The 556-nt window shown below is 73.7% G+C and carries 1 protein-coding gene; it reads left to right on the top strand.

Annotation, left to right across the window (positions count from 1 at the left end; translation table 11 throughout):
* A partial coding sequence (locus AC1D01_RS38105; protein WP_477875200.1) for a TgpA N-terminal domain-containing protein occupies positions 1-556 on the top strand: 556 nt, incomplete at both ends.

Genomic DNA, 556 nt, shown 5'->3' with positions numbered 1-556 from the left:
GCGCGGCTCTGGGCGCGCCGGTGATGGTGCTGCTGTTCGTGATGTTCCCGCGGCTGGGGCCGCTGTGGGGCGTGCCGCAGGACGGCCTGTCGAAGACCGGCCTGTCCAACAGCATGCGCATGGGCTCGGTGGCCGAGGTCGCGCAGGACGACAGCGTCGCGATGCGCATCCGCTTCCTCGGGCCGGTGCCGCCGCCCGAATCGATGTACTTCCGCGGCCCGGTGCTCGGGCGCTACGACGGCGAGGAATGGCGGCCGCTGTTCCGCTCCGAGTTCGCGCCGCCGCTGCCCGGCGCGTTGCGCACCGACGGGCCGGCGTACCGCTACGAGCTCACGCTCGAGCCGCTGCGGCTGCCGCTGCTGCCGCTGCTGGAGGCGACGACCGAGGTCGAGCCGATCGAGAACCTGCCGGTGTCGCGCCGCGACGACCTGTCATGGCGCACGCAGCGGGCGGTCACCGAGCGGCTGCGCTTCGCGGCCGTCGCCCACACGCGCTTCCAGCACGGCCCGCTGAAGCGCGGCGACGAGTTGCGCGAGTTCGTGCAGCTGCCCACCGG

The organism is Rhizobacter sp. P3_B12, assembly GCF_056402895.1.
Note: the sequence above shows the minus strand (reverse complement) of the source record. Positions and strands in the feature narration are given on the sequence as shown.